16 protein-coding genes are annotated in these 24,278 nt (G+C 58.1%); 11 read left to right on the plus strand and 5 right to left on the minus strand.

Annotated features, from left to right (window positions below; genetic code table 11):
- Positions 1-10: 10 nt before the first annotated feature.
- Positions 11-901: an SDR family oxidoreductase gene (locus EKH79_RS02950; protein WP_126672283.1), complete on the minus strand. Its 891-nt coding sequence runs from the start codon at positions 899-901 to the stop codon at positions 11-13.
- 125 nt (positions 902-1,026) lie between these two features.
- On the opposite strand from EKH79_RS02950, the gene EKH79_RS02955 reads away from it, so the two are divergent.
- The 5 genes from EKH79_RS02955 to EKH79_RS02975 all read left to right on the plus strand — a co-directional run bounded on the left by EKH79_RS02955 (position 1,027) and on the right by EKH79_RS02975 (position 13,493).
- On the plus strand, positions 1,027-1,986 hold the full coding sequence (locus EKH79_RS02955) for a helix-turn-helix transcriptional regulator (protein ID WP_126672284.1): 960 nt from the start codon (positions 1,027-1,029) through the stop codon (positions 1,984-1,986).
- Positions 1,987-2,035: 49 nt separating this feature from the next.
- Positions 2,036-2,650, plus strand: coding sequence for a peroxiredoxin (locus EKH79_RS02960; protein ID WP_126672285.1), 615 nt, complete (start codon positions 2,036-2,038; stop codon positions 2,648-2,650).
- A 167-nt stretch (positions 2,651-2,817) separates the two neighbouring features.
- Entirely contained in the window at positions 2,818-3,336 is a 519-nt protein-coding gene (locus tag EKH79_RS02965) for a DUF3011 domain-containing protein (RefSeq protein ID WP_126672286.1), read from the plus strand.
- Between the two features lie 321 nt (positions 3,337-3,657).
- Entirely contained in the window at positions 3,658-4,740 is a 1,083-nt protein-coding gene (locus tag EKH79_RS02970) for a GGDEF domain-containing protein (protein WP_126672287.1), read from the plus strand.
- Positions 4,741-5,225: 485 nt separating this feature from the next.
- On the plus strand, positions 5,226-13,493 hold the full coding sequence (locus tag EKH79_RS02975) for a beta-1,3-glucanase family protein (protein ID WP_199754099.1): 8,268 nt from the start codon (positions 5,226-5,228) through the stop codon (positions 13,491-13,493).
- Between the two features lie 53 nt (positions 13,494-13,546).
- On the opposite strand, the gene EKH79_RS02980 is transcribed toward EKH79_RS02975, so the two are convergent.
- Complete coding sequence (locus tag EKH79_RS02980; protein ID WP_233590154.1) at positions 13,547-15,346, minus strand: alpha-L-fucosidase; 1,800 nt, start codon at positions 15,344-15,346, stop codon at positions 13,547-13,549.
- Positions 15,347-15,499: 153 nt separating this feature from the next.
- Positions 15,500-16,099, minus strand: a complete 600-nt coding sequence (locus EKH79_RS02985) for a TetR/AcrR family transcriptional regulator (RefSeq protein WP_126672289.1) — start codon at positions 16,097-16,099, stop codon at positions 15,500-15,502.
- Positions 16,100-16,242: 143 nt separating this feature from the next.
- Between EKH79_RS02985 and EKH79_RS02990 the strand changes: the two genes are divergently transcribed.
- Complete coding sequence (locus EKH79_RS02990) at positions 16,243-17,220, plus strand: SDR family NAD(P)-dependent oxidoreductase (protein WP_126672290.1); 978 nt, start codon at positions 16,243-16,245, stop codon at positions 17,218-17,220.
- A gap of 60 nt (positions 17,221-17,280) precedes the next feature.
- Here EKH79_RS02990 and EKH79_RS02995 read toward each other — a convergent pair whose 3' ends face one another.
- The gene (locus EKH79_RS02995) at positions 17,281-17,664 is read right to left on the minus strand and encodes a YidH family protein (protein ID WP_126672291.1); all 384 of its coding nucleotides are present in this window, start codon (positions 17,662-17,664) and stop codon (positions 17,281-17,283) included.
- Between the two features lie 325 nt (positions 17,665-17,989).
- Between EKH79_RS02995 and EKH79_RS03000 the strand changes: the two genes are divergently transcribed.
- Positions 17,990-19,120, plus strand: a complete 1,131-nt coding sequence (locus tag EKH79_RS03000; RefSeq protein WP_126672292.1) for a PilT/PilU family type 4a pilus ATPase — start codon at positions 17,990-17,992, stop codon at positions 19,118-19,120.
- Positions 19,121-19,136: 16 nt separating this feature from the next.
- On the opposite strand, the gene msrB is transcribed toward EKH79_RS03000, so the two are convergent.
- On the minus strand, positions 19,137-19,562 hold the full coding sequence (gene msrB / locus EKH79_RS03005) for a peptide-methionine (R)-S-oxide reductase MsrB (RefSeq protein ID WP_126672293.1): 426 nt from the start codon (positions 19,560-19,562) through the stop codon (positions 19,137-19,139).
- A gap of 280 nt (positions 19,563-19,842) precedes the next feature.
- Here msrB and EKH79_RS03010 point away from each other — a divergent pair, with 280 nt between their 5' ends.
- From EKH79_RS03010 to glpK, 4 genes are all read left to right on the plus strand, one after another.
- Entirely contained in the window at positions 19,843-20,232 is a 390-nt protein-coding gene (locus tag EKH79_RS03010) for a TraR/DksA family transcriptional regulator (RefSeq protein WP_126672294.1), read from the plus strand.
- Between the two features lie 15 nt (positions 20,233-20,247).
- Positions 20,248-21,756 (plus strand): glycerol-3-phosphate dehydrogenase, encoded by a 1,509-nt coding sequence (glpD, locus tag EKH79_RS03015; RefSeq protein ID WP_126672295.1) that lies wholly within the window; start codon positions 20,248-20,250, stop codon positions 21,754-21,756.
- A gap of 146 nt (positions 21,757-21,902) precedes the next feature.
- Positions 21,903-22,712 carry an MIP/aquaporin family protein gene (locus EKH79_RS03020; protein ID WP_126672296.1) on the plus strand — a complete coding sequence of 270 codons (810 nt, stop codon included), beginning with the start codon at positions 21,903-21,905 and terminating at the stop codon, positions 22,710-22,712.
- 69 nt (positions 22,713-22,781) lie between these two features.
- Positions 22,782-24,278, plus strand: a complete 1,497-nt coding sequence (gene glpK, locus EKH79_RS03025; RefSeq protein WP_126672297.1) for a glycerol kinase GlpK — start codon at positions 22,782-22,784, stop codon at positions 24,276-24,278.

Consider the following 24,278-nt stretch of genomic DNA (forward strand, 5'->3'; position numbering starts at 1 on the left):
CGCGTCGCGCTCAGGTTTTGAAGTAGTAAGGATTATCGAGATCGGCGATCAGACCGATCGCTTTCGGCTGCCAGCCTAATTCCTCACGCGTGCGCTGACTCGACGCGAGATTTCCCATCGCCGCAAAATGCGTGAACCAACTGAAGTGATTGGTCGCTTCTTCCATCGTCTTGCTGACGACGGGGATATTCAGGCGTTTACCGATGACGGTTGCAATATCCCGGAACGGTACGCCTTGATCTCCAATCGCGTGATAGCGGGATCCGGCAGAACCTTTCTCAAGTACCAGCCTGTACAAATGCGCCGCATCCAGCCGATGCACAGCAGGCCAGTGATTGTTGCCTTCGCCGATATAAACGGATTGCCCCTTTTCGCGGGCGATTCCAATAATGATGGGAACGAATCCGTGATCGCCTTCGCCATGAACCGATGGCGGCAGACGAACGACCGAAGCGTGCACGCCTTGCGGCACCATGGCCAAAGCCGTTTGTTCCGAAACGCGCGGAATCGCCGCAGACGCGGGAGGTAACGTATCTTCGGTGACCGTACCGCCGGCCTGAAGCAAGCCTGTTCCGGATGTCACGATCAACGGTCGATTCGAGCCCGCAAGCTCGGCACCCATGACTTCAATGGCACGCTTGTCGATCTCGCAGTTTTCCGCAAATTTCGAAAAGTCGTGGATAAAGGCGGTGTGGATGACGCCATCTGACATGGCTGCGCCGCGACGCAGGCTATCCAGATCGTTCAGGTCGCCGCGATGGACCTCGGCACCCGCCGCGGCGACCGACTTGGCGCCTTCATCCGAGCGTACGAGGCCGATCACCTTGTGTCCTGCCGCGACAAGTTCTTTGACAACGGCAGAGCCCACCCATCCCGACGCGCCGGTAACAAAAACACGCATGGTTACATCCTCCGGTTATAGACGAGGGTTACTCTCAGCTCGTAAGCTATCCGGGTAAAGTAGTGGCGTTATACGGGTATAACGACTAACAGCCTTAACTCTTGGGCTGAACTGACGGGTTGACCATGCCTGGCTCCAACGACAATCCGCTTGGCAACTACCTCAAGGATCGGCGCTCCAAGCTCGATCCGGCGGCCCTTGGTTTTCCGATGAAACGAAGGCGGACACCCGGGCTGCGGCGCGAAGAAGTCGCGCAGCGCGCCAACGTCAGTGCCACCTGGTACACGTGGCTCGAGCAGGGAAGAGGCGGTGCACCATCGCCCGATGTGCTCGATCGCATCGCGCGCGCGTTGATGCTGACGGACGTGGAGCGCGAACACATCTTTCTGCTTGCCCTTGGGCGCACGCCTGAAGTGCGCTATCACGCGATCGATGGGGTGACGCCACGCCTTCAGCGCGTCCTCGACGCCTTCGAATTTACGCCTGCCTTTGTAAAAACGGCCACGTGGGACGTCATCGCGTGGAATCGAGCGGCTTCGGTGGTGCTACGCGATTACGACGCGCTGGAGGCTCACCAACGAAACATACTGCGCCTCATCTTCTTCGACCCTCACGTCCGCGAAGCGCAGCTCGACTGGGAAAGTGTCGCGCGATTCTGTGTCGCCGCATTCCGTGCCGATGCAGCGCGGGCGGGTGCTTCCAGGGAGATAGAGGCACTGGTTGAAGAACTCAGCGAGCGCAGCCCCGATTTTGCGCAGATGTGGCGCAGCAATGATGTCCAGGCTTACGGGCAGGGTACCAAATACCTGCGGCACGCGCAGCTTGGGTTGATTTCCATGGAATATTCGGCGTTTGCCGTCGATGGGCGACCTGACCTCAGCATGGTGATCTACAATCCAGCGACACCTGCCGATGCGGAACGAATCATGGCGCTGGTCAAGTCCCATCCTTCACACGCATTAAAGGATGCCGCTGATAAAACCTCGGCACGGCAAAACGGCACTCACACCAAGCCTCATTCTGCGCACGAAAACGTGGATAGGGTCGACACAAAGCTCGCACGCAAGGTACGGATGCGTAGCTGATCGGATTTTCATCCCTCGCTTCATCGAACATATCCAGAGGAAAGCCGTAATGAAAAAGTATCTCGCAGCGTCGATTGCCGCAGGTGTGATCGCGACCTCGCTGATTTTCGCTACATCCGCGTTCGCCGCGCTGAGCACAGGCGCGCAGGCCCCCGATTTCACCGCACAGGCCAGCTTGGCGGGCAAGGACTTCACGTTTTCCCTCAAAGAAGCGTTGAAGAAGGGTCCCGTCGTCGTTTATTTCTATCCGTCGGCGTACACGGGCGGCTGCGATATCGAAGCGCATACCTTTGCCAGTCAAAAGGGTAAATTCGATGCCGCCGGTGCCACCATCATTGGCGTGTCGGAAGACAGCATCAAGCGCCTCAACACGTTTTCATCCGACCCGAACTACTGCGCTGGCAAATTCCCGGTCGCATCGGATGCCGACGGCAGCATTGCATCGTCGTTCAACCTGAAAACGGAAGGCGCCCAAGCCGGTGCGAAAGACGTGCGCGGTGTCGCCATCGATCACGGCTTCATTGAACGCACCACGTTTGTGATTGGCGCTGACGGCAAGATCGTCGCGACGCTTTCATCGGAAGCCGATCATCTTCATCCCGAAGATCACGTCAAGAAGTCGCTTGCTATTGTCCAGCAACTGAAGACCGGTAAGGCGCCGTAACGTTTCATTCAATTGCGTTGATGCGTGGTTCGCTGCGCATCAATGCTACCGTCCAGGGATGACTCGATAATCAGCGATCGACGAGTGCTGGCTTTCATAGGAAAGCAACCGAAGCGAATATCATCCGCGTAGCCGTGCTAACGACTTGTTCGAAAAGGAGCGCAATGATGAGCAACCCAGGCAAAGTTTCACTTTCTGCAATAGCTGCATTTGTCGTCGGAATATCGCTGCAGGCGACAGCGCCTGTCGTGCATGCACAGGGACCCAGGCCAAACGTTTATTGCGCCAGCAACGACAACCGCTTCGCCCGTTGTCCGGTCGCCTGGCGCGATGCGCAACTGATACAACAGAAGTCCCAGGTAAGTTGCGTGCGCGGCCAGACATGGGGCTTCGACCGCGGCAGCATCTGGGTCGACCGTGGATGCCGTGCCGAGTTTGCAGACGCTCGTGGCGGCGGGTGGGGGCGCCCCCCGGGTGGCGGCGGTGCTGTTCAAATTCGTTGCGAGAGCAGTGGCAACAGCTATCGCATGTGCCCTGCCAATATCGGCCGCGGCGGTGGCGTTCGCATCGTCAGACAGTTGTCCAGCGCGAGCTGCCGACAGGGAGACAGCTGGGGCTGGCAACCTAACGGCATCTGGGTGAATCGCGGTTGTCGTGCCGATTTCGTTGTTGATCGGCGTTATTGATCAACATCTTCCTGAGTGACGTGAGCGGTCTCATTAGTGAGATCGCTCATGCACCGCTCTGTGATTGGGTGGGCGGCCATCGGTGGGTAAGTGGTACGCAAAATCACCGGCGCGGCGGTTTTTTGCACATAAAACCCACAAATTCATTTACTTACGGCGATCTCGGGGTTTTCCTCCCTACGTGGAAACTCCCGCTCGATGATGCGCGGCCGATCATTCCTCGGCGAAAATCGCGAAGTCTCCCGGCGCGCAATTCGCGAGTGGACATTCCGTAGCACGCTGAGCTTCAAGGCCTCTCGTCAGCGGCCGATATCCATGCATATGAACCACCTTGTCCGCACAACTGTTCCACCCAGTCTCCTTGGCGCATTGGTCGCCACGGTGACGCACGCCCACACGCTGGAGGCATTGGCGCGGCCGCTCCTCGAGCTGCTGCAGACGGCCACCGGGATGGAGTCGACATATCTGACCAGGCTGGACGAGTCGTCGGGAGTTCTTCATGTCCTGTACGCCCGCAACACCCATCGCCTGACCGTTCCGGAAGGCCTGTCCGCACCCTGGCAAAACGCCCTATGCAAACGCGCATTGGACGAAGGCCGGTTCTACACGGACGACGTTGCAGGGCAGTGGGGCGATTGCGACATGGGCCGGGCATTGGGACTCGTCACCTATACGAGCGCGCCTGTTCGCGGGCGAGGTGGTGAGCTTTTTGGAACCCTCTGTGCTGCGAGCGACGAACGTAGGACGTGTTCGGAGACATCCACGCATCTTCAGGCACTTTTCGCACAATTGATCGGCCAACAGGTCGAACGCGAACGGTTGCTTGCAGCGTTACAGCAAGCCAACACCTCCCTCGCAACGACGGTCCTGACCGACGCCATGACACAGTTGCCCAATCGGCGCGCGATGCTGGAAGAAATGCAGCGACGCCTTGCATCCGGGCAGGATGATCAGGCGTTGATCGTGGCCTCTGTCGACCTCGATAACTTCAAGCCGATCAACGACCGGTACGGGCACGACGTTGGCGATCTGCTGCTACAAGCCGTGTCGAAGCGATTGCGGCGAATGCTGCGCGACAGCGATATCGCTGGACGTATTGGCGGCGATGAGTTTGTGGTGCTGGCAGTGGAACAGCGGGAAAGGGCCGAAGAGGCCGGCGCCGCATTAGCCCGGCGAATCGAAAGCGCCACCAAGGGGCGCTTCAAATTGGACTCGGCGCTTATCGACTACGAGGGTGCCAGCGTCGGCGTGGTTGTGGCGGAACCAGGTTGCGCCAACGCCCAGACGCTACTGAACAAGGCCGATGCCGCTATGAACATCGTCAAACGATCGCGCAAGCACGATGCCGCAATACCGGCGTCCGTCAGGAACATCGCTCGCTACGCATGGCCTGTTATCGAGTGACTTACTCGTGATCGAGTGATGCGGTTTGATCTTTCGCATCTGATACGAAACCGCTCGTCATATCGAAGCGCATCGAAAGCTTCGTTTATTTCTTTTATATTGCAATTCGAATTTCCAAAAATTTAGACGTCTAAAATTTAGACATCTAAATGATAACTGCATCCCAATCCCTGACTATTTACACGAAAGTGTGCGTAAAAACGTTCTCTTTTGCATTGCGGTAATTGCAAGCAGTGCGGATGATTCGGCGACCCTGAATAGGGGTTCATTCGGTACCAAGCCAGATAGCACGAATTCGTCGTGATGTGGCTTGCAACCGTCTGACGGAAAATATGTGGCTCGCCACATATTTTTGTTCGAGGGCTGGATCGCAAAAGGGGACGACCGTGGGACTGCATACGTATTGGAATGCCGTAGCTTCGAAGTGCAGTCTAGCTATCCACCGCCTAAGAACCATGCGAAACCGCGCCATAAATGCGGACGCAATGCGGGCGTTTTGCGCGGTATTTGCTGCGCTGCTGACTCTGATGGCAGCGGGCCACGCCAATGCCCAACAGGTAGAAACGACGCTGCCCGCATCGCAACGCCAAACGATCAATCTCGCCGCGGGCATTCCACAATACATCGGGAACGCCAGCTCGGCGTCGAATGCACCGCAGAGCAACTGGTGGTTCGAGAACACTAATAATTCGACCGCTTACTCGACGACTGGCTTCAACGAGAGCTCCGATACGAGTGCCACCTGGACGCAAGTGGGCTTGCCCTACGATGCAAACATCTCGCGCACCTTCATCAATCAGACCTCGGGTGGCGGGCAGGGGTCTTTGACGGGTAACTACAACTGGTACCGCCTGCATTTCAAAGTAGACCCGACCTATGCAGGCAAGAAATTCCTGCTGAATGTGCAAGGTTCGCACACCGGCATCCAGATCTTCATAAACGGTACGTTATTACCTGGCGTCAGCGCAGTCACTGCCGATGCGCAGGCGACCCACGTAGTGGGCTTCATCCCGGTGGTTGTCGATCTGACGCCATACATCGTTGCGGATGGAAAAACAGACAACGTCATCGCCATCGACGTTTCGCGCGGTGCCTCATGGTTTGAGACGCCGAACTTTTCCGGCGCGTTTCGTTTCGGTCAGGCCATGGCGGGACTGTTCCGCAATGTGAAGCTCTACGTTACTAATCCCATTCATATCCCACCGAATGTTTATTCGAACCAGAAGACGTGGGGTACTTATGTCGGAACGGTGTCGGAGGTTCCTGCAGCGCAAGGCACGGCAAAGGCCGCGTCGGCCATCGTCGACGTGCAAACCAATGTGGTGAACGAGACATCGACGACGCAGCAAGTCACGTTGACGACGCAGATTGTCGATGCGCAGGGCAACGTTGTCGTCACGGCGCCACCGGTCACGCAGGCCGTGCCGGCGATGACGGCAAGCACGTTTCCGTCCGGCGCGACGCCGATGTTCGATCAGCAGATTACCGTACCCAATCCGACGTTGTGGTATCCGAACAATGCGACCTGCGGAACGCCGCCGGTATTGTGCGGTTCGCCGTATCTGTACAAGGTCTACCACATCGTCAGCGTGAACGGCGTCGTAGTCGATTCGACGCAGGACACCTTGGGCATTCGCACGATTACATGGGATGCGAATTTCCCTTACTTCAACGGTCACGCCGTCTATCTGTGGGGCGGTTCGGGTCGCTACGACTATCCCGGGCTTGGATCGTCGGTTCCCGACGAACAGGTATGGCGCGACATGGCGCAGATTGCGGCGCAGGGTGGCAACGTATGGCGTCCTGGGCACTCCACCAGCAGTGAAGAGTTAGTGGCCGCTGCGGATGCTTACGGCATCATGATCGACCAGCCGAGCGGCGACGGCGAAGGTTACTGGAATGCGAGTTCCAATCCGACCGCTGACGATCTGCAGCTGAAGCAGGAGCTGCATCGCGACATGATCATCCGCGATCGCAGTCATCCTTCCGTTCTCGATTGGGAGCGTGACAACGGCGGCATGAATCCGTTGCTTGCAACGGAGCTCGGAACGATCGAGACCACGTGGGACAACATTAATCCGCGCGGGAGTGCCGACCGTACATACAGTCCATCCTACGGTTTGATCGACGAATGCGATGGCGCAGGTTGCGAAGCCGGTAATAAACAGCAGAACCCGAACAATCCGGCATTTGGCGCCGAGTATTGGGACAACATGGGCACCGGCCGTGGTCTCGCCTATGACTATGAACTCGCGTTTGCAGCGCCGTATCTCGACGATTGGCGCCGGGGAAGGGCGGCGAATGCGTTCGGCATGGCGCAATGGTATTTCGCCGAGTCGCCGGGCGAGGTAAGCCTGTGGGCCGAATATCAGAATCAACCGAACATGGTGAACTTCGTGCGTTCGCTGGGTTACTCCTCGACCGATGCGAATCGTTTTCCGCGATTGCTCTACTACATCTATCAGGCCAACTGGATTCCGTATTCGGTTCAACCGGTCGTTCACCTCGCGCATCACTGGAACCGTGCGTACGAATACACCGCAGGCACGCCGATTCAGGAAAACGCCTTCAGCAATTGCCCGGGCGTGCGTCTGCTCATCAATGGCGTTCCTGCTGATCCAGTTACCGGCACATTGCTTCAGGATCAGACGCCCAATCCGTGGAACGTCAATTCGAGCACGGATCTCACGCAGGGCACGACGGTTATGCCAGGGCAGGTTCACTGGATGGTGAACTGGGCGCCCGGCACCGTCACCGCACAATGTCTGGATGCGAATGGCAATCCGGTTGCCGGTGTGAGCGATACGCGCACGACGGCGGGAACGGAAAGCAAGATTGTTCTCAGCGTCGTTCCTGACGTGACCAAGCCGGACGGCACGAGCTTTCAGTGGACGGCCAACGGTTCGGATGCCGCCTTTGTCGTGGCACAGGTCGAAGACGCCAATGGCAACCTCGTGCCGACAGCACAGGACAATGTCACGTTCTCCGTCTCCGGACCCGCCACCTATATGGGCGGCACACAACAACTCGTTGCCGATCCATCGTGGACGAGCTATTACCAGGATGCCTTCTCGCAAGCGAACAGCACGGTGATCCAAGGCGTGCCTTACGCCTTCTTCCACTCGCCCGGCGATCCGGAACTGAACTTCGAAGGCGGATTGCAGAAGATTGCTTTGCGCAGTACGTTTACGCCCGGCACCGTCACTGTGACGGCGACTTCGCCCAATCTGCAAAGCGCCAGTGTTACGTTGACGTCGGTGGCACCGCCGGCTTCGTCGCAATCGCAATCGCAGACGCCCGTCATCATCGTTCCGCCCGTGAGCGTGGCGACGACATCAGGTTATACGGCGACGTTCAGTGTTGTCGCTTCCGGTTCGGGCACGCTCACGTATCAGTGGTCGGACGTAAACGGTCCGATTGCCGGTGCAACGAGCGCCACATACACGACACCCGCGACGACTGCCGCCAATAACGGCGATACCTACACGGTGGCGATTACCAATAGCGTTGGCACCGTGACGTCGACACCTGTCACGCTCAGCGTCGATGCGCCCGCCAACGTGGTCATCACCACACAGCCTGCTTCACAAGTGGTGGTGGCTGGCGAGTCGGCCACACTGACGGTAGCTGCAACGGGTTCGCCCGCGATCACTTATCAGTGGTACCAGACGGGTTCGGGTGCCATTGCAGGAGCTAATCAAGCGTCGTACACCACGCCGGTCTTTACCGCAGCGGGTAGTGCGAGTTTCTATGTCGTGGTTACCAATGACCTCGGCGCGGTTCAATCTTCAAACGCAGTGGTGACGGTCGGCGCTGCAACAGCCGTTTCGTTTGCCACGCAGCCTGCAAACGCCATTGCGCCGGTCAACGAGCCTGTTCAATTCACGGCCGTTGTTGCCGGGTCTCCGCCGTTTACGTATCAGTGGCAGTTCACGCCGCCGGGAGGCACTCCCACCATTCTCACCAGTGGCACGCAACAGTCGAATACGCTGACTTACACGGTTCCTGCGGTGAGCGCCGCGAACGTGGGCGCATACACCGTCACGGTGAACAATGACGCGGGCACGGCTGCCACCAGCAACGCAGCGCAAATCACGCTTGCGCCGCCGGGTGTCAATCTCGCGCTGAACACGTTGGCGACGTCAAGCAGTACGCAGAATGCGTGCAATGACGGAACGACAACGCCGCCGTACACGGGCACGGGATGCCTGGGGCCGGAAAACGCGGTCGACGGCAATCTGTCCACGCGTTGGGGTTCCGCAACGGCCGGCGCACCGCCTACGCCAGCCGTTCCCGGCGTCGATCCGTCGTGGTTGCAGATCGACCTGGGTTCGGCGCAGCCGTTCAATACCGTGATCATCAACTGGGAAAACGCGTATGCGACCCAGTATCAGATCCTGTATACCAACGCCGATCCGGCAACCAATCCCACCTGGAACGTGGCGTACACGAACAACGCCGGTGCGGGTGGAACGGAAACGCTCAACTTCCCGACGGTCACCGGTCGTTATATCCGGCTGCTGGGCATACAGCGCGCGACGCAGTATGGCTACTCGGTCTACGAGTTTCAGGTCTACAACGTGGCGCAATGTTGTACCGCAACGGATCGATACACGGTCAATGCATCGACGCCCAATCTGGTGACGGATAACCTGACCGGTTTGACTTGGACGCGCACCGTGATGACCGACACGACGCCGGGTTCGCAGTTCACCGGCGTGAGTGCGCAGACGTATTGCGCGAGCATCAATATGCGTCTGCCCACGCAATCGGAAGCGTTCACCATCAGTGGTGTCAATAACAACACCACCGCTTTTTCAGGAACGTGGAGTACGTGGACATCGACGGTCGATCCGAACGATTCCACGAAGACCGCGGTGGTGAGTTTCGACGGCACATCCAACTATCAGGTCACCAATAACTATCCCGGCGCCACATTGTGTGTATCGGGTACCGATGCTGGAACCGTACCTGTCATTACGGCGCAACCTGCCAATCAGGCTGTGGCTCTGGGACAACCAGCAACGTTCAACGTGACCGCGACCGGCCTTGGCACCTTGACCTACCAGTGGTCTGAAAACGGAACGGCTATTCCCGGCGCAACGTCGTCCAGTTACACCACACCGGCGACCGTGGCGATCAACAATGGCGCAGTCTTCAGCGTGGCGGTCAGCGATGTGTTTGGCACGACGATCAGTAACGCGGCCACGCTCGCCGTACAACAGAACAGCTGCAACGCTGTTCCGGGTACACCCGGCACACTCGCTGCGGGCGCAAGCACCGCCAATCAGGTGAACCTGACGTGGGGCGCGAGCACGGCCGGAAGCGGCTGCACTATCGGCTACACCATCTATCGCAGCAACGTTGCCGGTTTCACACCGTCCAGCGCAAACCAGATTGCCACCACGGCTGGAACCACCTATTCGGATACCGGGGTGGCGGCTGCGGCTACTTACTACTACATCGTCGAAGCGACGGATGCGGCAGGCGCCTCGGCGGCTTCCAACACAGCGACGGCAACGACGCCTGTCTCAACATGCACGACGAACTGCAGCAGTCCGGATGCGATCGCGATCAGTGCGGGTGGTCCTGCAGCCGGCTACTTCGCTGCCGATGAAGATTTCAATGGCGGTACGCCATCGGGTACCAATGCAACGATCAACATCAATGGCATCACCAATCCCGCACCGCAGTCGGTGTATCAGAATCAGCGCTTCGGCAACTTCACGTATACGCTTCCTGGTCTGACGCCAGGCGCAAATTACGTCGTGCGTCTGCACTTCGATGAATTCTATTGGACTCAAGCTGGGCAGCGCGTGTTCAACGTCAGCATCAACGGCACACAGGTGCTGAGCAACTTCGATATCTTCGCGGCCGCAGGCGGGCAGGGCATTGCAGTCGTCGAGCAGTTTGCGGCGACGGCCAATGCGCAGGGGCAGATCGTGCTCCAGTACGTCTCGGTCAAGGACAATGCCGCTGTCAACGGCATCGAAGTGCAAGCGGCGAGTGCGACCAATACGCCGCCCAATGCGCCGTCGAATCTGACCGCAACGGTGGCTTCTTCCAGTCAGATCAATCTGAGCTGGACGGGCTCGGCGTCGCCGGGAGTGATGTATACGGTGTTCCGTAATGGAACGGCGGTTGGCAATAGCCTGACCGGAACGACCTATAGCGATACCGGCCTTACATCCACGACCACTTACTCCTACACGGTCGAGGCGGTCGATTCGGCGGGTACGTCGATGGCGTCCAATACCGCTACCGCCACCACGTTCGATGTGAACTGCGCCTCGGGTTGTGGCTCGGATGTGCTTGCGATCAGTGCTGGCGGCACCGCAGCGGGTGACTATGCTGCTGACGAATATTTCAACGGCGGCGGTACGTCCGGCACGGGTTCGACGATCAATACGTCCGGTGTGACGAATCCTGCGCCGCAATCGGTCTACCAGCATCAGCGTTCCGGCAACAACTTCGCCTACACGCTTCCGGGTCTGACCGCTGGCGCCAGCTACACCGTGCGTCTGCACTTCGACGAGTTCTATTGGACCAAGCCGGGGCAGCGAGTCTTCAACGTCGGCATCAACGGCACGCAGGTGCTGAGCAACTTCGACATCATCGCGACCACCGGAGGCCAGGACATTGCCGTGGTCGAGCCCTTTACGGCGACGGCTAACGCACAAGGCCAGATCGAGCTGCAGTTCACCACGATTACCGACAACGCCGAGATCAACGGCATCGAGGTCGTCTCCGCGCCGATCGCGTCACCGGGCAACCTGACGGCGGCATCCGCTTCCGCCAGTCAGATCAATTTGAACTGGACGGCGTCGTCGGCGCCAGGCGTGGTCTACGACGTCTTCCGCAGCACGACGTCCGGCTTTACGCCTTCCAGCGCCAATCAAATTGGCACGGCAACGAGCACCAGCTATGCCGATACCGGCCTGACGGTGAACACGACGTACTACTACGTGGTGGAGGCTTCCAATACATCCGGCACGTCGGCGCCGACGGCGCAAGCCAGCGCCAGCACGATGGCGATTCCGCTTGCACCGACGAACCTGACGGCAACGGCTGCATCGTCCAGTGAAGTTGACTTGAGCTGGACTGCATCGGCGACGTCTGGTGTGACATACACCGTGATACGCAACGGTGTGCCCATCGTCAATGCCGTGACTGCAACGGCTTACAGCGATACCGGCTTGACCGCATCGACCGCATACTCGTATGTCGTCGAAGCAGTCGATGCGGGTGGCACGTCTCCCGCTTCCAACACGGCCATCACGACGACACCGGCGTCAGGATCAGGTTCTGGCACGGTAACGGCACCGGTGATTACCACCGCGCCGGCAAGTCAAACCGTCACAATCGGACGCACGGCGACCTTCTCCGTGACAGCCAGCGGTGGTTCGCTGTCCTATCAGTGGTACAAGAACGGCGCCGCCGTTACGGGTGCTACCAGCGCGAGTTACACCACGCCGGGCACCACGTATCCCGATAACGCCAGCACTTTCACCGTCTCGGTGAGCAACTCCGCCGGGTCGGCGACGTCGTCGGCCGCAACGTTGAACGTCAATCTTGCACCTGCGTACACGGTCGTTCCCGGCGTCATTGCCACCGATCTCAACAACAACACCGGCGGTGCATGGGCAGACAACCAGATCTACGTCGAAATCCTCGGCAACGATCCTGCCACCGGCGCGCTTTCGTGGGTTAACTACGACGGTACCGTCACGCCCGCCAATGTCGCGGACAACACGGCTGCCAACGCACTGGTCGCGCCGAACGGGCAGACGTATCCCAATTACGCGTTCACGCTTGCCCAGGCCAACCATCAACTGTTGCTGCCGCCGCTGACATCTGGACGTATCTACATTTCGGAAGGCAGCCCGCTTTATATGTCGGTCATGGCTGGTGCGAACGGCGGCAACAACGGCTACGCCGGTCCCAATCCGCTCAACAACACCGATCCCAACATCAACGTCCACTACGACTGGTACGAGTTCACCTACGGCACAAACGGCGGCATCTTTATCAACACGACGCAGGTCAATCAGTTCGGTTTGCCACTGCTGCTGGATGTGTGGGGAGCCAACGAGACCTATCACATGCAGGTAGGTATCAACGAGTCGATCGCCAACCTCGACCAGGAATACGTCAGCCAAACACCGGCCGCGTTCAACACACCGGCGCCCAGCAACTTGCGCATCCTCTCGCCTGCGGAAACTACCTTCAATGCCGGTGGAACCAACGGGACTTATTTCGATAGCTACATCGCAAGTGCATGGGCACAGTTCAGTGCCACGCCGCTGACGCTAACCCTCAATGGGCGCCAGTTCAGCGGCAGCGCTGCCGGATCGACCATCACCTTTACGGAGGTAAATCCCGCTGCGGCCAATGTCGGCGAGAGCTTCGTTGTGCAACAACCGTCCACGCAGGATGTACTGGAGTGTGCAGGCACGATGGCGAGCGGTGTTGCGGGAAGTTCGCCGCAGCAACAGGATGAGAACGCCATACAGCTGCAATTGGAAAATCAGATCTGCGCGGCGACGAATCGTGGCGTATTGCTTACCCCCGCGAATTGGGCGAAGGCGTCAACCTATTATCAGTCTTCACCGGCGAACTTCTATTCGTGGTTCTGGCACCAACACTCGGTCAGTGGATTGGCATACGGTTTCTCGTATGACGACAACAACAACCAGAGCACCACGATCACGACGCAACAACCGGAGCACATGGCATTCGGCATCGGCTGGTAACGCCCAAGAGCGTTACCAGCGCGTGATGGAATAGGGTAGGTTGCCGACGCGAATCAGCGCGTCGGCGATACCTCGACGGACGTGACGGTTACTGGAAGGCGGGTGCCCTGTTCGAACGGCGAGCGCGGCGTAAGCTCCAGCTGCATCGCGTAGGGATGCGCCTTGCGGTCCCGGCGCACTTCGATTGTTTGGCTGGCAACGTTGTGGTTACCTGCAACGGTGCTTGCCGAGTTCATCGGATAGCGCTGGCCGTCCACCCACAGATCCATCTGCGCGGGCTGAGGCAAAGGTGTGTAGCTGATGTTGACGGAGTAATTCGATGCTTTCGCATCAAGCTGCCACACCAGTTTGTAGAGCGTGGAGGGATCTTCGTAGCCCTCACCGTTGTAGTTGAGATAGTGCGCAGCCTGTGCAGGTTGCAGATGAAAGCTTCCGTCGTCCGCTGCCGCGATAGCCTGCGGCCGCACACGAAGCGTGCCCTTGAAGGGCAGCACTACAACTGGCATGAAAGAATCGACATTCGTGCCATCGGAATCCGCTACCGGCCAATGCGGCAGACGATCCAATGGAATGCTTACGCCATCGGCATCGTGATGAATTTCAACGGTGTTCTCAGGCGACCCAAGTCGATACGCGCGGCCTAGCGCGGTGTCGGTCAATCCGGGTAGATGAAGCTGGTGGTCCGGAGGCATTTTTGTCACGAACAGATAGATCGCGTGAGGGCCTACCGTCGCATAGCCAAAGTCCAGCGCGGTGAACGGTTGTTTGCGCGTGCCGTAGATGGCATCGCCGTTACGCTGCAGCCACGCACCGATGCCATGAAGCACCTGCGCTTCGTAAGGCACCACAGAACCATCGCCTTCCGGGCCGATATTGAGAATGTAGTTGCCGCCTTGGCTTACGACACGAACCAATCGTGTGATGTTCTCGCGAATCTTGCCTGGCAAATCCGTCCTGGGCTGCCAGGAGCGATAACCCCATGTTTCCGGAAACATCGAAGCCGGCGCTTGCCACGGCAATTCCACCGAGACATCGGGCTCGCTGTTGTCGCCCATCACAGCGAAGTCGCCGCGATAGTTCCAAACGCGGCCTGAAATCATGGTTTGCGGTTGCAGCGCATGCACGGTTTGCGCGAAGTGCGTGCTTTGCGCTGGCGTAGGCTTACCCATATCAAACCAGATTTCGGCGATGGGCCCGTAGTGGCTCAACAGCTCCTTGAGCTGCGCCACATTGAATGCTTCCTGCCCAGGCGTGATCGGATTGCTATTGCTTTCGATATACGTGTTTCCACCCGGATGATGCCAATCGATCGTCGAATAATAGACGCCGAACTTCAGGCCAGCGCGTGCGCAGGCATCAGCGAGTTGTTTGACGATATCTTTGTGATAAGGCGTTCCATCGACCGCGTTATAAGGTGTTTGCGCGGTTTGGAACAAATTGAACCCATCGTGGTGCTTGGCGGTGATAACGATGAACTTCATGCCTGCGGCCTTGGCGAGGGCGGCAATCGCATCGGCATCGAAATTCACCGGATCGAAGCGTTTTGCCAACGCGTCGTAATCTTTTGGCGGTATCGGCGCATTGGCGAGGATCTGCTCGCTATAGCCGTTGTCCACGCGATGGCCGTTCCACACGCCGCCAGCCATGGAATACAGGCCAAAGTGGATGAACATGCCGAACTTGCGGTCCTGCCATGCATCGATCGTGGCGGTGCTCGGGCCAGCACCTGGAGGCGGTTGGGGCTGATCCAGCGGGCGCTGCGTCCCGACAGGGACATTGGAACCTTGTGCAGACAAGGATGTAACCCAAATGCCTTGCGACCCCACGATCATGCCGATCAGCAGACACAGCATGGTTCGCTTTCCCGCGGACCCATTCTTCATACGCTTTGCACCCATTGCCACACTCTTTGATCAAACTCGCTATCGAGTATCAAATACTCGCACACTTGAGCGTGCGCTTTCTGGGCGCGGTCGCATGTGTGCTATGCCATTCCAGGCGCGGCCTCACTTCGCTTGAGCGTTCTCGCTCGCAAGCCCGGCGATCAGAATATCGATAAGCCGATACGCACGCGGAACCCAATCGGTCTGATCGTTGGCTTTGGAAAATCCGAATACTGCGTAGAGAAGATCGAGCGCGCGGACGTCCTGGTGTACATCGCCGTTTTCGATGGCGCACGAGATCAGCTGATTCGCCGCCACGTTGATTTGCGTTGAGGAATATTCGAACAGCTCGGTGTTGTCGTTCGTCGCGGCGTTGAGTGCCTGCACAATGATCTTCTTCGTCCCGATGTATTCGGCAAACAGGCGCAGCCACGCGCGCAGTGCGTCCAGCGGTTTCATCGTTTCAAGCAGGGTGGTGGCGGCTGCGGCGAGTTGTTCCACCTCATGGCGATAAACCGCTTGAAGCATGGCGTCGCGGGTAGGGAAGTGCCGATACAACGTGCCGATGCCCACGCCTGCGCGCTTGGCGATTTCATCGAGCGTGACATCGCCGCCGTGTTCCGCAAACGCTTTCTTCGCCACTTCCGTCAGGAGGTGGCGGTTGCGTTCCGCGTCCGCGCGCGGTTTGCGCGGGTTGCTCGAACTTTTTTTCGTGGTCGCCATGGGTACCCCTTGTAAAACGGAGGAATCCTCCATATAAATATTCGGAGACATCCTCCGGTTTTCCGTGATCATAGCGGACCCTGATCTCCACGGGTACAGACGGTAAGCCGTCCCGGCTACTTTTGAAGCAAAAAGAGGCATTTATGACAAAGACATTCGACGCAACATCAACAACGGACCAGGTGCTGGACGGCATCGACCTCAGCGGCAAACGCATTCTGGTAACTGGCGTGTCGGCTGGCCTGGGCGTGGAAACGGCCCGCATTTTGGCAGCCCATGGCGCGCGGGTGGTTGGCACGGCACGCGATCTCGCCAAGGCGGAATCGGCAATCCAGGGCGTCCGCGCCGATGCACGCGGGGAAGGTGGTTTGGAGTTGATCGAACTGGATCTGGCCTCTCTGGCCAGTGTGCGCCGTTGTGCCGATCGGCTACTGGAGCGCGGCGAGCGTTTCGACGTGGTGATCGCCAACGCCGGCGTGATGGCGTGTCCGTTCGGCTTGACTGAAGACGGTTTCGAAACGCAATTCGGTACCAATCATCTGGGCCACTTTGTGTTGGTCAATCGCATCGCGTCGCTCATCAAAGATGGCGGCCGATTGGTGAACCTTTCTTCGGCCGGTCATCGGTTTGCCGATGTCGATCTGGACGATCCCAATTTCGAACACACACCCTATTCGGAATTCGTTGGCTATGGCCGCTCCAAGACCGCCAACATTCTGTTTGCGGTGGAGTTCGATCGGCGCCACAAGCATCGCGGCGTTCGTGCGACGGCGGTGCACCCGGGCGGTATTAGAACCGAACTGGGGCGTCACATCTATCCAGACGAAGCGTCGTTCCAGCGGCGTGTCGACGAAGTCAACGAAGAGAACAGGGCCGCAGGCAAGGCACCGTTTGTGCTGAAGTCCGTTCCACAAGGTGCGGCGACATCCGTATGGGCGGCGGCGGTAGCGGACGCAAACGATGTGGGAGCACAGTACTGCGAAGACTGCCATGTCGGCGAACTCGTCACCGATCCCAACCTTGGTGCGGTGAGCGAAGGCGTTCGTCCCTACGCGCTCGATGCGGAGCGTGCGAAGGCGCTTTGGGTCAAGAGTGAAGCGATGGTGGGCGAGCGGTTCTGAGCGAAAAGGACGGCGGAAGCGATTCATTTATCCGGATGGCTTCCGCCATCTTTCCATGGCTCAGTTCAACGCGAATATTTCATCCGCGACATACACGATCAGGAACACCGCCACGGCGATCAGCGAGCTTGCCATTAGACGCTCAAAGAATGTTCCGCCATACGAAGTCGATTCCTCGCTAGTGATCAATGTGCGGTTTCGATAAAACCGAAGCGTCGCGAACAAAATGATCAATGCGCCAAATAACAAAAGAATCAAACCGAGCCATTCGGAGGCTCGAACGTGCAAGACGGGGTGAGTTTGGCTGGCACTCCGGGTGACGTAGTACAGAAAGATATCGAATCTTTCCAATAGGAAACCAAAGGCCATCACGGCAATGGCCGTGCGAACCCATGCGAGATAGGTGCGCTCGTTGGCGGCGTGATCGGTAAAGCGGGGAATCATGATGCGAGCCTTTGCTGTAGCCCAAGCCGATAGTCAGACGCCGCCAATGCCGCGGCAATGATATTCCAAAATCATCCTAATATATCTTTATTATTCATGTATTTAAAAATACAATCTAATGTATATTCTATGGTTTATCGTGAAGAAGTAACGCCGCAAGAAAAGTTATTTTGAAAAGAAGATGTCCTGATGATTCGCACCAAGCTCGCTGGCTGAGTTTATTTCAGCCGTCTGTCTAAAGGCATACCGTCCTTGCCGCCACGCAAACGCCACCCTAGAGTAGGGCGATACGCATCAGTAACCATGTGTCGCGGGGAGTTAGGGTATGGATATTTCCGATCTGCTCGCGACGATGGCATCCGAGCGTGCGTCCGATCTCTACCTGAGCCACGGTGCGCCGCCGGCCATAGTCGTTGCGGGCGTTCAGCGCTTTATCGGCGATAAGGTGCTCACTCCCATCGATACGCATGCCATCGCCTATTCGGTGATGAACGATCGGCAGCAAAAAGACTTCGAGTCGACACTCGAGATGAATCTCGGTATCGCACCGGCAGGTATTGGTCGCTTTCGCGTCAATATTTATCGGCAGCGGAACGAGGTCGCCATTGCGATCCGTTACATCACCACCGAGATTCCCTCGATCGATACTCTGCGGTTGCCACCAACGCTACGTGACTTGGTGATGCTCCCGCGCGGGTTGATTCTGGTCGTTGGCGCTACCGGTTCGGGCAAGTCGACGACGCTTGCTTCGATGCTCGATTATCGCAATCGGAATCGCGCGGGTCATATCCTCACCATCGAGGATCCCGTCGAATATCTGCACGAGCACCATCAATCGATCATCGATCAGCGTGAAGTCGGTATCGATACGTTGAGCTATGCCAACGCGCTGCGTAATGCCATGCGTGAAGCACCCAACGTGATCATGATCGGCGAAATTCGCGATCGCGAGACCATGCAACAGGCGATTGCGTACGCGGAAACCGGCCACTTGTGCCTCTCCACGCTGCACGCTAACAACGCGAATCAAACGCTGGATCGCATCCTCAATTTCTTTCCCGACACCGCGCGGCATCAATTGTTGATCGATCTTTCGCTCAACCTCAAGGCCGTCGTTTCGCAGCGGCTGCTGCATGCGGTGGACCGCACGCGCGTTCCCGCCGTCGAATTGTTGCTGGTCACCGCGTATATTTCAGACCTGATCGAGAAGGGCGAGATCGCGACGATTCGCGAAGCCATGAAGCAGAACAGCGAAGTCGGCATGCAGACCTTCGATCAGGCGCTGTATGCACTTTATGCCGCCGGCACGATCGGTTATGCCGAGGCACTGGAACACGCCGATTCGCGTACCGATCTGGCGCTGCAGATTCGTCTACAGGGGCCGGCACCGCATGAAAGCGCGCGCGGTGTCATCGATGGATCGAATGCGCCGCTGTCCCTGCAGTTGGGCAAGTGAGCGCGCGCATCGCGAATCAGTCCGGCACAAAGTCCAGCGCCACACCGTTCATGCAGTAGCGCAAGCCCGATGGCGGTGGGCCATCCGGAAATACGTGTCCGAGATGACTTCCGCAGCGGCTGCAGTTCACTTCCGTGCGCTGCATCCCGAAGCTGTGATCTTCGGTCGTATCAACAGCGTCGGGTAGCGGTGTGTCGAAGCTCGGCCAGCCGGTTCCGCTCTCGAATTTGGTCGTCGAAGCGAACAGGCGCTGACCGCAGCCTGCGCATACAAACGCGCCGGGCCGTTTTTCATAAAGCAACGCACAGCTTCCCGGGCGCTCCGTACCGTGGCCGCGCAGCACTGCGTATTGCTCAGGCGTAAGCAACGCGCGCCATTCGGCATCCGTGTGGGTGACGGCATAGTGTTTCGCTGACGGCGTCGTCGAACGTGGATCGCTCATGAGATGACCACCCTATATGGCTGCTGCGAAGTTCTCGCCCTGGGGCCGGGCCAGAACATCGAGGAAGGAGACACCTACCGAATCCACCTCAAGGGGGAAGACACAGACAGGTGGGACAGGACAATACGCGGTTGGCTTTAGCCATATCCGTCATTTCCGTACATATTCTGGCCGGTCACGCGTTAAAACCGAAGCAATTTGCACGTTCCCTAGAGTATCCGGGGGTCACTTGGGTTTACAGTCTGACACTCGTCCTCATCCCCCGGCAGAGGAAACCGTCATGAGCCACCATGAGCATCCGTCCCCCGTCTTTGACAAAGCATTTATCGAGGATCAAAAGAAGCGGTTGATCCAGTTGCGTGACGAGTTGGTGGACATCGCCGATGCGTCTGCCGCCGAGGAAGAGACGCTGCAATATGAGGCAGGAGGAGAGGCGCAGGAGGATGCCGATAGTGCGGAGAGGATGGCGATCCAGGAAAACGATGAAGCCCAATATCATCAAAATCTGAAACGGCTTGCCGACGTGCAACGCGCGTTGATAAGAATCGATCAAGGAACGTACGGTTACTCCGAAAAGAGCGGCAAACCCATTCCGCGCGCCCGACTGATGGAAATTCCCGAGACCACGCTCACGCTCGAGGAAGCGCGGCAGGAAGAATCCCGCGCTTAAGACAAAGGACGCGCAATGACCGAGCAGTTTGATCTTTTGGTGGTGGGTGGCGGCATCAATGGTGTGGGCATTGCGCGCGACGCAGCAGGGCGGGGGCTTTCGGTCTGCCTGTGCGAGCGCGACGACTTGGCGGCGCATACGTCAAGCGCCAGTACCAAGCTGATTCACGGTGGCCTGCGCTATCTGGAGCAATATGAGTTCGCGCTGGTAGGTAAGGCTCTGGCCGAGCGCGAAGTGTTGCTGCGCGCCGCACCGCACATCATCTGGCCACTGCGTTTCGTGCTGCCGCATCAGTCGCATCTGCGTGCGGCGTGGTTGATCCGTCTGGGTCTGTTTCTGTACGACAACCTTGGCCGAGGCCGGCGCACGCTACCTGGATCACGACGCGTGGCGTTGAAACGTCATGAAGCCGGTCCACCGTTGCGCAATGAGTTCCATACCGGCTTCATCTATTCCGATGCCTGGGTGCAGGATGCGCGGCTTGTCGTGCTCAATGCGATGGATGCGATGGAACGGGGTGCGACGATCTTCACGCACACGCGCTGTGTCAGTGCAAGTCGCGGTGCGGATGGCTGGACCGCGCAATTGCAAACAGCGCATGGTGAAGTTTCGACGGTCAGTGCCAAGGTTCTGGTCAACGCGACCGGCCCGTGGGCCGTGCAGTTTCTCGATCAGGTCGCGAAGGTTGGGCACGATCACGCGCTGCGTCTGGTCAAGGGCAGTCATATTGTGGTGCCGCGCCTGTTCGAGCATCAGCATGCTTACATCTTTCAACAACCGGATCGCCGAATCGTCTTCGCCATTCCCTATGAGCATGATTTCACGCTGATCGGCACCACTGACATGGATTATCACGACGACCCGTCCTCGCCACATATCAATGGCGAAGAGACGAATTATCTCTGCGAGGCGGCCAATCGCTACTTCAAACGCAGCATTGCGCCGGCCGACGTGGTGTGGAGTTACAGCGGTGTGCGTCCATTGGTGGACGATGAAAATGGCAATGCCTCGGAAGTCACACGTGATTACCTGCTTGAACTGGATGAGCAGGGCGCGCCCTTGCTCAACGTGTTCGGCGGCAAGCTGACCACGTATCGAAAGTTGGCCGAGGAAGCCATGGATCGCATGGGGTCGTTGTTTCCCCAAGCATCGCAAGCATGGACGTCCAAAGGCCATCCGCTTCCTGGTGGCGAGCGGCAGGATGTCGACCGATTGCAGCACGAATTGCAGTCGTCGCACCCATGGTTGCCAGCGCCATTGGCGTGGCGCCTTGTGCATAGCTATGGCAGCCGAACAACGCGTATTCTGGGACAAGCCCGTTCTTTGCAAGATCTAGGGGAACATTTCGGCGCTGATCTGTATCAGGCCGAAGTGGATTATCTGCGCACGATGGAATGGGCGGTGGATGCGGCCGATGTGCTCTGGCGTCGTAGCAAGCTCGGCTTACGCTTCAACGCCGAGCAAGCGGCACGCCTGACGACGTATCTTGCGGACGCATCGCCACACCGCGCTTCGTTTGCTTGAATCACCGCTTTCTTTGTTCGTCGACCATTTGCTGCCATGACGGCAGGGAAAGATGGGGCAGGGAGTAGGAAGCACTATGAGAGGAACACCATGTTGAACCAGGCAACCCATTCGTTCGACGTCCCACGCATGGCGAAGGTGCGGCTATGAACCGGCAAAGCATCGGCGAATTGATCTCCGAGGCTATGGCCACCTTTATCATCATCGGCCTTGGCGACTCCGTCGCCTGCATGTACGTGCTGTATGACCCGAGTCCGTACGCCAACGCGTACTGGGGCGTGTGCATTGCATGGGGCCTGTCGGTGACCATCGCGATTTACGTGACCGGGTCGGTATCCGGCACACACGCCAATCCCGCTGTGACACTGGCGCTGGCGATGTTCCGCGGTTTCCCATGGAAGAAAGTTATTCCCTATAGCATCGCGCAGGTCGTGGGCGCGTTCGTCGGTGCTGCCATCGTGTATGTGTTGTTCGCGCCGGTGATCGATCATTACAACCAGGTGCATCAACTCACGCGCGAGGTGGGTGGGGCGGCAGGCGTATTCTTCACGCATCCCGGATCGTTCGTTACGCCGATGCACGCGTTGGTCGATCAGGTCATTCTCACCGCGTTTCTGTTGCTTGGCATTTTCGCCATCACCGAGCAATACAACGAAATGGCGCCGGGTGCGAATTCAGGTGCGCTGATCATCGGTTTGCTGGTGGCGACCATCGGCGCATCGATGGGTTATCTGGAAGCGTGGGCCATCAATCCGGCACGCGACTTCGGACCACGCCTGTTTGCCTATTTCGCTGGCTGGGGCTCTTCGGCGCTGCCGGCACCGGACAACTACTGGTGGATTCCCATCATCGGTCCGTTGATCGGCGGCATTGTCGGCGCCGCTGCGTACCAGTGGCTGATCTATCCGTTCCTGCCTGCTCGTCAACGCGCACAACAACAACCGACGAATCGCTAATTGCATTTGATGGTCTGCGTGTTGAATCGCGCGTGCAGACCGTAGCCTGACTTTCACTGGAGCCGTTTCATGGACAAGTCATACATCCTGGCCATCGATCAGGGCACGACAAGTTCGCGTGCGATCCTGTTTGATCGGGCGGGAGCCGTCGTCAGCATCGCACAACGCGAGTTCACGCAGATTTTTCCGCAATCGGGTTGGGTGGAGCACAATCCGCGCGAAATCATGACCAGCGTGCTGAGCACGATTACCGAAGTCATGAACAATGCGCAGGTGCACGCGCATGCGATTGCCGGTATCGGCATCACCAATCAGCGCGAAACCACCGTGGTCTGGGACAAAGCCACTGGACAGCCGATTTATAACGCGATCGTTTGGCAGTCGCGCCAGACGCGCGAGATTTGCGATGAGCTTATCGCCGCCGGTTACGACAAGATGGTGCGCGCAAAGACCGGCTTGTTGATCGACGCTTATTTCTCCGGTACCAAAGTCAAATGGATACTCGATCGTGTGGAAGGTGCGCGCGATCGTGCGAAACGTGGCGAACTGTTATTCGGCACCATCGACACCTGGTTGATCTGGAATCTCACTGGCGGCAAAGCGCATGTGACCGATTACACCAATGCATCGCGCACCTTGATGTACGACATCCACGCACAGCAGTGGGACGATGAATTGCTGGCGATGCTGGACGTGCCGCGCACCATGCTGCCCGAAGTACGTTCGTGCAGTGAAATCTATGGCCATACACTAAGTCAGCATTTTTTTGGTCACGAAGTACCGATTGCCGGTGTGGCAGGCGACCAGCAAGCAGCGTTGTTCGGTCAAGCCTGTTTTGAACCGGGCATGGCGAAGAACACGTATGGCACCGGCTGCTTCATGCTGATGAATACCGGCGAGAAAGCCGTGACATCTAACAATGGCTTGCTCACAACGATTGCCTGGGGCTTGAACGGCAAAGTGGAATACGCGCTGGAAGGCAGCATTTTCGTCGCCGGTTCCGTGATCCAGTGGTTGCGCGACGGTTTGCGCATGCTGGGCAAAGCCAGCGATTCACAGGAATATGCGGAACGTGCTGGATCCAACGACGGCGTGTACATGGTGCCGGCTTTCGTTGGATTGGGCGCTCCTTATTGGCGCAGCGATGTGCGCGGTGCCGTATTTGGTCTGTCGCGTGGTACGACGAAAGAGCACTTCATCCGCGCCGCGGTGGAGTCGATGGCTTATCAGACGCGCGACGTGTTGGACGCTATGGAAACCGATGCCGGTCTTCAGCTGAAAGAATTGCGCGCCGACGGTGGCGCCATCGCGAATGAATTCCTCGGACAATTTCAGAGCGACATTCTCAACGTGCCCGTGCTGCGTCCGATGGTCCCAGAAACCACCGCATTAGGTGCGGCGTATCTCGCAGGTCTGGCGACCGGATTCTGGCCAAGCCGCGAAGATATCGCGCGTCAATGGGCGATTGATCATCGCTTCGAACCAGTCATGCCGGAAGCAAAACGCGAAGCGCTGTATGCAGGCTGGAAGCAAGCCGTCGAGGCAACCATGGCCTTCAAGATCTGA

It is taken from the genome of Dyella dinghuensis (genome assembly GCF_003977615.1).
GTDB lineage: Bacteria > Pseudomonadota > Gammaproteobacteria > Xanthomonadales > Rhodanobacteraceae > Dyella_B > Dyella_B dinghuensis.

Excerpts from the sequence above, each read along its gene's own strand:
- EKH79_RS02960 (WP_126672285.1), top strand. The coding sequence starts at position 2,036 with ATGAAAAAGTATCTCGCAGCGTCGATTGCCGCAGGTGTGATCGCGACC.
- EKH79_RS03010 (WP_126672294.1), top strand. The coding sequence starts at position 19,843 with ATGAGCCACCATGAGCATCCGTCCCCCGTCTTTGACAAAGCATTTATC.
- EKH79_RS02980 (WP_233590154.1), bottom strand. The coding sequence starts at position 15,346 with ATGCTGTGTCTGCTGATCGGCATGATCGTGGGGTCGCAAGGCATTTGG.
- glpD (WP_126672295.1), top strand. The coding sequence starts at position 20,248 with ATGACCGAGCAGTTTGATCTTTTGGTGGTGGGTGGCGGCATCAATGGT.
- glpK (WP_126672297.1), top strand. The coding sequence starts at position 22,782 with ATGGACAAGTCATACATCCTGGCCATCGATCAGGGCACGACAAGTTCG.
- EKH79_RS02950 (WP_126672283.1), bottom strand. The coding sequence starts at position 901 with ATGCGTGTTTTTGTTACCGGCGCGTCGGGATGGGTGGGCTCTGCCGTT.
- EKH79_RS02995 (WP_126672291.1), bottom strand. The coding sequence starts at position 17,664 with ATGATTCCCCGCTTTACCGATCACGCCGCCAACGAGCGCACCTATCTC.
- EKH79_RS02985 (WP_126672289.1), bottom strand. The coding sequence starts at position 16,099 with ATGGCGACCACGAAAAAAAGTTCGAGCAACCCGCGCAAACCGCGCGCG.
- msrB (WP_126672293.1), bottom strand. The coding sequence starts at position 19,562 with ATGAGCGATCCACGTTCGACGACGCCGTCAGCGAAACACTATGCCGTC.
- EKH79_RS02975 (WP_199754099.1), top strand. The coding sequence starts at position 5,226 with ATGCGGGCGTTTTGCGCGGTATTTGCTGCGCTGCTGACTCTGATGGCA.
- EKH79_RS02955 (WP_126672284.1), top strand. The coding sequence starts at position 1,027 with ATGCCTGGCTCCAACGACAATCCGCTTGGCAACTACCTCAAGGATCGG.
- EKH79_RS03020 (WP_126672296.1), top strand. The coding sequence starts at position 21,903 with ATGAACCGGCAAAGCATCGGCGAATTGATCTCCGAGGCTATGGCCACC.
- EKH79_RS02965 (WP_126672286.1), top strand. The coding sequence starts at position 2,818 with ATGAGCAACCCAGGCAAAGTTTCACTTTCTGCAATAGCTGCATTTGTC.
- EKH79_RS02990 (WP_126672290.1), top strand. The coding sequence starts at position 16,243 with ATGACAAAGACATTCGACGCAACATCAACAACGGACCAGGTGCTGGAC.
- EKH79_RS03000 (WP_126672292.1), top strand. The coding sequence starts at position 17,990 with ATGGATATTTCCGATCTGCTCGCGACGATGGCATCCGAGCGTGCGTCC.
- EKH79_RS02970 (WP_126672287.1), top strand. The coding sequence starts at position 3,658 with ATGAACCACCTTGTCCGCACAACTGTTCCACCCAGTCTCCTTGGCGCA.